7 protein-coding genes (1 of these 7 cut by a window edge) are annotated in these 7,243 nt (G+C 67.0%); 5 read left to right on the forward strand and 2 right to left on the reverse strand.

Annotated elements, in window-relative coordinates; genetic code table 11:
* Positions 1-179 precede the first annotated feature (179 nt).
* A complete protein-coding gene (locus tag ACFR9S_RS12395; protein WP_379731368.1) occupies positions 180-1,019 on the forward strand; it encodes a DUF7504 family protein in 840 nt (279 codons plus the stop codon).
* On the opposite strand, the gene ACFR9S_RS12400 is transcribed toward ACFR9S_RS12395, so the two are convergent.
* On the reverse strand, positions 1,005-1,319 hold the full coding sequence (locus ACFR9S_RS12400; protein ID WP_379731367.1) for a hypothetical protein: 315 nt from the start codon (positions 1,317-1,319) through the stop codon (positions 1,005-1,007). The genes ACFR9S_RS12395 and ACFR9S_RS12400 overlap by 15 nt on opposite strands.
* Before the next feature lie 117 nt (positions 1,320-1,436).
* On the opposite strand from ACFR9S_RS12400, the gene ACFR9S_RS12405 reads away from it, so the two are divergent.
* A complete protein-coding gene (locus ACFR9S_RS12405; protein ID WP_379731366.1) occupies positions 1,437-2,627 on the forward strand; it encodes a redox-regulated ATPase YchF in 1,191 nt (396 codons plus the stop codon).
* Between the two features lie 39 nt (positions 2,628-2,666).
* Positions 2,667-2,951 carry a ubiquitin-like small modifier protein 1 gene (locus tag ACFR9S_RS12410; RefSeq protein WP_379731365.1) on the forward strand — a complete coding sequence of 95 codons (285 nt, stop codon included), beginning with the start codon at positions 2,667-2,669 and terminating at the stop codon, positions 2,949-2,951.
* 21 nt (positions 2,952-2,972) lie between these two features.
* On the opposite strand, the gene ACFR9S_RS12415 is transcribed toward ACFR9S_RS12410, so the two are convergent.
* A complete protein-coding gene (locus ACFR9S_RS12415) occupies positions 2,973-4,658 on the reverse strand; it encodes an aldehyde ferredoxin oxidoreductase C-terminal domain-containing protein (protein ID WP_379731364.1) in 1,686 nt (561 codons plus the stop codon).
* A gap of 147 nt (positions 4,659-4,805) precedes the next feature.
* On the opposite strand from ACFR9S_RS12415, the gene coxB reads away from it, so the two are divergent.
* Together coxB and ACFR9S_RS12425 are read left to right on the forward strand one after the other, a co-directional pair.
* Entirely contained in the window at positions 4,806-5,564 is a 759-nt protein-coding gene (gene coxB / locus ACFR9S_RS12420; RefSeq protein WP_379731363.1) for a cytochrome c oxidase subunit II, read from the forward strand.
* A 3-nt stretch (positions 5,565-5,567) separates the two neighbouring features.
* Positions 5,568-7,243 carry the 5' portion of a cbb3-type cytochrome c oxidase subunit I gene (locus ACFR9S_RS12425; RefSeq protein ID WP_379818790.1) on the forward strand. Its footprint extends 841 nt past the window's final position, so only the first 1,676 of its 2,517 coding nucleotides appear in the window; its start codon is at positions 5,568-5,570; its stop codon lies off the right edge, out of view.

Here is a 7,243-nt window from a genome sequence, read left to right on the forward strand (position 1 = left end):
TGGCGTGGGCGACCCGCTGGGAAAGTGCACTCGCCGTCTCTCTACTCATTGCGGCATTCTCGAACCTTCGAGCGGGAAGCGAAGCGATCGCTCCCCGCTCGTTTTCGATACCTCGAGCGGATATCCCATCCGCCGCAACACGTATTTTTATACCCGTTCGGGTGTTGTAATCGACAACGATGCCCGACGCTGGCCCGGCACTCCTCTCGTTTGGAGTGGATCGGGCGATGCGGGCGCTACGCGAGCACGCGGCCGGACAGAACGTCATCGCGGTGGTGACCGACTCGACGGCCGACGAGTGGCATCGCCGCTGGGAGCGATCCGGCGGCGACGCGACACAGCTGGCGATCGTCGACTGCTTCGACTTCAGCCGTGGCGCCACGACGGAGACACGGACGAACGTCGTCTCGAACGAGCTCGTCGTCACCGAACTGGAGCGCCCGCTCACCGGCGAGGCGATCCGGTCGGTGTGCGATCGGTTCCTCGACGGGTGGGACGAGAGCCCGCGCGGGACCGTGGTGTACGTCGAGTCGCTGCGTGACCTCCGCGAGGATACCGATCGGGAGACCGTCGAACCCCTCCTCGATCGGTTCCGTGCGCGCACCACACAGGACGGTTCGGGGATCGTCGCCGGCGTCCCCGAGGATACGCTGTGCGACGCCGTCGCCTTCGGCGACGCGTTCGCGGAAACCGTCGGCGAACCGGCGTTCGACTCCGACGCGCCGACCGCGGTGCGACGGCTCCGGGCGATCGACCCGACAACGTTCGGCTACTTCCGGCAGTACTGGCGGGACGCGATCGAGATCTTAGATCGGGTCGACCGCTCGTACGTACAGGCCGGCCAGCTCGACACCGATCTCTCCTCGCGTACGCTCGGCGCGACGCTGTCAGCGTTGGCACAGTTGGACGCACTGGCGGTCCGAGCCGACACGAACGGACCGAACCGGTACGACTGCCGGCGCTACGACCGCGAGCGCGCCGCGGAGCTCGGGCTCGCGGTCGAGCTACTCCCCGACTGACGGCGCCGCGAGCGAACTCTCGACGACGGTGCCGTCCGGGCGGAGCGTCACCGTCCCGAGCATCGTGGTCTCTCCGGGTTCGGTCGTTGCCGCGATCGCCTGAAGCGTCTCCTCCTGATCGAGCCGTTCCCAGAGCACCTGCTCCACCATCCCTTGGAACGAATCGGGGTCGGTCCATCCCGAGTCGATGTCCGACGGCACTCTGACCACCACGCGCAGCTCGCTCTCCGTCACACGAATCCCGACGCCGAACGTGTCACCCTCGCGTGCCTCGTCCGTCCCGTCCGCGTCGTCGCTCATGCCCGGCACTCGGGTCCGACGGGGCAAATCCCCTCCGGCTCGCCCGTGTGTGAGAGTCTCAGCCCCGGACGGCGCCGATGGGACGGCTTTTGTCCGGGAACCACGTCGGCTGTTCCAATGAGTTATCGGATCGGACTCGTCGGCAAGCCCTCCGTGGGCAAGTCGACGCTGTTCAACGCCGCGACGATGAACGACGTGCCGGAAGGCGCCTACCCCTTCACGACGATCGACCCGAGCGTGGGCGAGGCGTACGTTCGCGTGGAGTGTGCCGCCCCGGAGTTCGATGAGACGTGTACACCGAGCGTCGGCTACTGCGACGACGGCACCCGGTTCGTCCCGGTCAAGCTCGTCGACGTGGCCGGCCTGATCCCCGGCGCCCACGAGGGGAACGGACTGGGCAACCAGTTCCTCGCGGACCTGAACGAGACTGACGTGCTGGTCCACGTCGTCGACTTCTCCGGCGAGACCGACCTCGAGGGCGAGGCCACCGAGGGCCACGACCCGCGCGAGGACATCGCGTTCCTCGAGAACGAGATCGACATGTGGTATCTCGACGTGCTGGAGAAGGGGATCGAGCGCCACCTCTCGGGCTACCACGGCGGCGACGGCGACGTGGAGGAGGCGCTGGGCGAGCAGATGGACGCGTTCGGCATCGTCGCCGAGGAGATCAAGCAGATCATCCTCGGGCAGGGGATCGGCTTCGACCCCGAAGCGTGGGACGACGACGAGCGCGAGGAACTGGCCCGCGAGATCCGCAAGCGCACCAAGCCGATCGTGATCGCGGCCAACAAGATGGACACGCCCGCCGCACAGGAGAACTGGGCCGAGATCACCGAGGAAGAGCAGTACGACCACCTCGACTTCGTGCCCGTCAGCGCCCACGCCGAGAAGTCACTGAAGAAGGCGAACGACGCCGGCGTCGTGGAGTACACCCCGGGCGAATCCGACTTCGAGATCGTCGGCGACGTGAGCACGGAGCAGGAACAGGGACTCGAACAGATCCGCGAGTTCGTCGGGAACTACGGCGGCACCGGCGTGCAGGACGTGCTCGAGACCGCGCTGTTCGAGACGCTGGGCTGTATCGGCGTGTTCCCGGGCAGCGCCAACGGGTCGAAAGACGAGAAGGGCGTGTTCCGGGACTGCTTCGTCCTCCCCGAGGGCGGCACCGTCGAGGACTTCGCGTACACCATCCACTCCGACGTGGGCGACGGCCTGCTCCACGGCATCGACTGCCGTTCCGGCCGACAGGTCGGCGCGGACCACGAGCTCGCCCACCGCGACGTGGTCGAGATCGTCACCACCGGCTGACCGCTGGCTACTTCTCCCCCGACGCCCGACGTGCCGGCCGTGCAAGTCGACTGCAAGCTGTTCGGTCCGTTCCGCGACGACGCCGGCGTCGAGGACGTGGGCGGCGAGTACGACCCCGGAACGACCGTCGGCGAACTTCTGCGCGGTCTGGAGGCCGAGTACCCGAGCCTCGACGGCCGGCTCGTCGACGAGGAAGCGGGCGAGACTGAAGGATCGACGGTCGTGACGGTCGACGAGAAGAACGTGACCCACCTCGACGGGCTCGCGACCGAACTCGAAGACGGTGACGTGGTCCGGATCGTCCCGTCGGTGTACGGCGGGTAGCCCGCGGGCGCGCCCGAACCCTCAGTCGTCCGCGGCCACAGGCGCGACCGAGTCGATTGCCGCGTCCGGGACGGTGCCGTCCTCGTTCCAGCCGCGGGCCTCGTAGTACTCCTGGACGGCCTCGGCCAGATCCGGAATCTCGTAGGGCAGGTCGTCGTCGTCGACGCCCTTGCCGCGCTTGTTGTTGAAGTGGCGCTCGCGCTCGATCGTCTCGGCGCCGAGCGACTGGAGCCGCTCGTAGTCGACGCCGAGTAGCTGTTCGAGCCGTTCGTCGGTCATGTAGTCGCCGCCGAAGGCGCAGATCACCGCGGAGTCGCGGACGACGTTGTGGTTCTCCAGTCCGACGAGCGTCTCGGCCTTGCCGAGCGTCCCCTCGGGATCGACCTCGCCGGAGTACTCCAGCCCGAGCATCCCGCCGTACATGTGGTCGGCGCCGCGGTTCGCGACCGCGTAGGAGAGCCCCTGTCCGTGGAGCGTGCGGCCGTCGTGGGCCGCGAACTCCATCCCCTTCACGGTGTAGTTGTCGACGCCCAGTTCCTCGTGGGCGCGGGCGGTCCCCTCTGCGAGCAGGTCGCCGATCCCCTCGCGGTGGGCGATCTTCTCCAGGGTCTCGTGGGCCAACTCCGCGTCGCCGAAGGCGTCCTCGCTTTTGAGGTAGGCGGCGACGGTGACGCCCGCGGAGATGGTGTCCATCCCGAGTTCGTCACAGAGCTCGTTCGAGATCATCACGTCGACGATGTCGCCGACGCCCTGACAGGTGCCGAAGGAGTACACCGTCTCGAACTCCGGCCCCTCCGTCTCGACGCCGCGCTCCTCGTCCCGCGTGGGGAGCTTGCAGGCGTAGGCACACTGCGAGCAGGCGCCCTTCTTGTACTTCTTCTCCTCGACGGCGTTGCCGCCGATGCTCTCGATGCTCTCGAACTCGTAGTCGTCGAAGTACCGCGTCGGGATCGAGAAGTTGTCGTTGATGAACTCCGTGTTGCCGGTGGTCCCCTGCCGGCGCATCAGGTCGTCGCTGGTGGCGGCCTCGCGGTGGACGTCCATCGCCGGCGGGTCCGGGATCTCGATGTCGGGCGTCGAGTCACCCTCGAAGGTGACGCACTTGACGTTCTTGCTGCCGAGCACGGCGCCGATGCCGCCGCGGCCGAACGCCCGGGAGTCGAACGTCATCACCGACGCGAACCGGACGAGGTTCTCGCCGGCGGGGCCGATCGTGATACAGTTCTCGGGGCCGAGATCGTGGTGGCTCTCCATGTACGCGGAGACGCGGCTGGTCTCGGCGCCCTCGAGTTCGGGCACCTCCTCGAACTCGACTTCCGGTCCGTCGGGACCGTCGGTGACGTGGATCGCGAGCAGCTCGTCGCTCTCGCCGGCCAGTTCGAGCACGGAGAGCCCCGCGCCGGCGAAGTTCCGCGAGAGGTAGCCGCCGGCGTTGGTGGAGACGAGGCCGTCGGTCAGCGGCGAGAGCCCCGTCATGTTCATCCGGCCGGTGAAGGAAGTCCGGCTCATCTGCATCGGCCCCGTCGAGAGGTACGCCCGGTTCTCCGGGCCGAACGGGTCGGCGTCGAACGGTATCCGATCGTGGGCCAGCGCGGTCGCCGTCGCGCGCCCGCCGATGGTTCGTTCGAGCACGCTGTCGATGTCGACGGTGTCGGCGCTGCGCTCCCCCACGTCGACGGTGAGCATCGGCCCCTCTGCGTGAAGCATACACACGACATGGGATCGGCCGACCTTATTCCTATCTCTCGGCGGGAGCGTTGCCGGTCGTCGACGCCCGATCGCCTCGCGCGCGTGCGAAACCGTTCGAAACCACTAAGGTCGGAGCGGAGCGAATGCCCACTATCAAGGTCGCCGATGATACCTGATGCTACAGCCGCATCCGTGCTCCAGAGCGGGCTGGTCCCCGACGGGACACGGGTGCAAGTGTTCAACGAGATCTACTGGGTGTTCCTCGTACTCGGGACCCTGGTGGGAGCCGTCGTTATCGGCTACATGTTGTACAATGCGTACAAATACAGCTACGAGGGCGGCAGCGACGAGAAGGACCGCCCGAAGCTGGGTGAGGTCCCGACCGGCGGGGGGAAGGGGAAGAAGCTGTTCCTCTCGCTGAGCCTGAGCGCGATCATCGTCATCTCGCTCATCGCGTGGACCTACGGGACGCTGCTGTTCGTCGAGGGGCAGGCCGGCGATCAGGGCGTCGACGTCGAGGTCGAGGGGTACCAGTTCGGCTGGAACTTCCACTACCTTGAGGACGACGGGAGCTACGCGGGGGTGAACACCTCCGGGACGCTCCGCGTTCCGGTCGACAGGCAGGTCAACTTACGGGTGACCTCGTCGGACGTGTTCCACAACTTCGGGATTCCGGAGCTTCGGGTGAAGTCCGACGCGATCCCCGGCGAGACCACGGAGACGTGGTTCGAGGCCTCCGAGACGGGGACGTACTCGGCCCACTGTTACGAGCTGTGTGGGCAGGGTCACTCCTACATGGACGCGGAAGTGATCGTGATGCCGCAGGACGAGTACCAGGACTGGTACGCGTCCCAGACCGCGTCCGCGAACAACCAGTCGGCGAGCAACGAGTCCGCCGCCAGCGTCGCGGCGGCGGGGGTGTAACGCATGACAGACGACACACAACCACGAACTGACGGCGGCACGGCACTGCCGGGTGACAGCCACGACGACGGCCACCTCCCGCCGCGGTGGTCGCTGAAGCGCTGGCTCGTCACGACCAACCACAAGGACGTCGGCATCCTCTACATCGCGACGGCGATGTTCTTCCTCATCTTCGGCGGGGTGCTCGCGCTGCTGATCCGCTCCCAGATGTGGTCGCCGCGAGCGCCGGGCGAGGGGATCCTCTCGGCGATGGCGTACAATCAGGCCGTCTCGCTACACGGCCTGATAATGGTGTTCTGGTTCATCTCGCCGTTCGCGACCGGGTTCGCGAACTACGTCGTGCCGCTGCAGATCGGCGCGGAGGACCTGGCGTTCCCGCGGCTGAACGCGCTCTCCTACTGGCTCTACCTGGCCTCGGGCATCCTGGTGTTCGCGTCGTTCTTCCAGGGCGCCTCCTACGCGGGCGGGTGGACGCTGTACGCGCCGCTGAACATCCCGGCGTTCATGCCGAGCATCGGGGCGACGACGACGGTGTTGGCGATCGTGGTGTTCTGTGCCTCGGTCACGGTCGGTGGGGTGAACTTCATCACCACCATCCACCGCATGCGGGCGCCCGGCCTGACGATGCGCTCGCTGCCGCTTTTCACCTGGTCGTGGCTGCTGACGGTCTGGATGATGCTGCTCGCCTTCGCGGCGCTGCTGGCGGCGGCGATGATCCTGCTGTCGGACCGCATGCTCGGGACGACGTACTTCGCGGCGACGACCGCGGGCGGGTCCGTGCTGTGGACCCACCTGTTCTGGTTCTTCGGCCACCCCGAGGTGTACATCGTGTTCTTCCCGGCGCTGGGCGCGATGGCGGAGATCTTCCAGACGTTCTCGGGTAACCGGATCGTCGGCCGGAAGTGGTTCATCGTCTCGATGGTGCTGGTGGCGCTGCAGAGCTTCATCGTCTGGATGCACCACATGTTCCTCACCTCGATCAACCTCGAGGTGAAGACGCTGTTCATGGCGACCACCATCGGGATCTCGCTGCCGTTCGACCTGATGGTGTTCGCGCTGATCTACACCCTCATCAAGGGGCGGATCAGGTGGGACACGCCGATGCTGTACGCCTTCGGTGCGCTGGTGCTGTTCATCGTCGGCGGGATCACCGGCGTGTTCCTCGGCGCGGTCGTGCTCGACTACGAGTTCCGCGGCACCTACTGGGTCGTCGCCCACTTCCACTACGTGATGGTCTCGGGGGTGACGGGCCTGATCGCGGCGCTGTTCTACTGGTTCCCGAAGATAACCGGGAAGACGTACGACGAGTTCCTCGGCAAGGTGAGCTTCGCGGTGTACTTCACCGGGTTCAACCTGCTGTACTTCCCGCTGTTCCTCGCGTGGGGGACGCCCCGGCGCGTGTTCGCCTACCGGCCGGAGTACGTCCCGTGGCACCGCCTCGCCTCGGTCGGCGCGGTGGTCCTCGGGGTCGGGTTCCTGCTGATCATCTACAACCTCGCGAAGAGCATCGTCGCGGGCGACGACGCCGCGGCGAACCCGTGGCCGTACTCGACGACGGCGGAGTGGGCAGTCTCCTCCCCGCCGCCGATGGAGAACTTCCCCGGCACGCCGTCGTACGCCAGCGGCTCGCTCGAGTTCCTGCGTGACGACGAACCGGCGGGCGCGGCCGCCGCCGACGG

The organism is Halolamina salina, assembly GCF_042678005.1.
In the GTDB taxonomy this organism is placed as follows: domain Archaea; phylum Halobacteriota; class Halobacteria; order Halobacteriales; family Haloferacaceae; genus Halolamina; species Halolamina salina.

Bases quoted from the DNA above. Each gene is read 5' to 3' on its own strand.
- ACFR9S_RS12395 (WP_379731368.1), top strand. From the start codon at position 180: ATGCCCGACGCTGGCCCGGCACTCCTCTCGTTTGGAGTGGATCGGGCG.
- ACFR9S_RS12400 (WP_379731367.1), bottom strand. From the start codon at position 1,319: ATGAGCGACGACGCGGACGGGACGGACGAGGCACGCGAGGGTGACACG.
- ACFR9S_RS12405 (WP_379731366.1), top strand. From the start codon at position 1,437: ATGAGTTATCGGATCGGACTCGTCGGCAAGCCCTCCGTGGGCAAGTCG.
- ACFR9S_RS12415 (WP_379731364.1), bottom strand. From the start codon at position 4,658: ATGCTTCACGCAGAGGGGCCGATGCTCACCGTCGACGTGGGGGAGCGC.
- coxB (WP_379731363.1), top strand. From the start codon at position 4,806: ATGATACCTGATGCTACAGCCGCATCCGTGCTCCAGAGCGGGCTGGTC.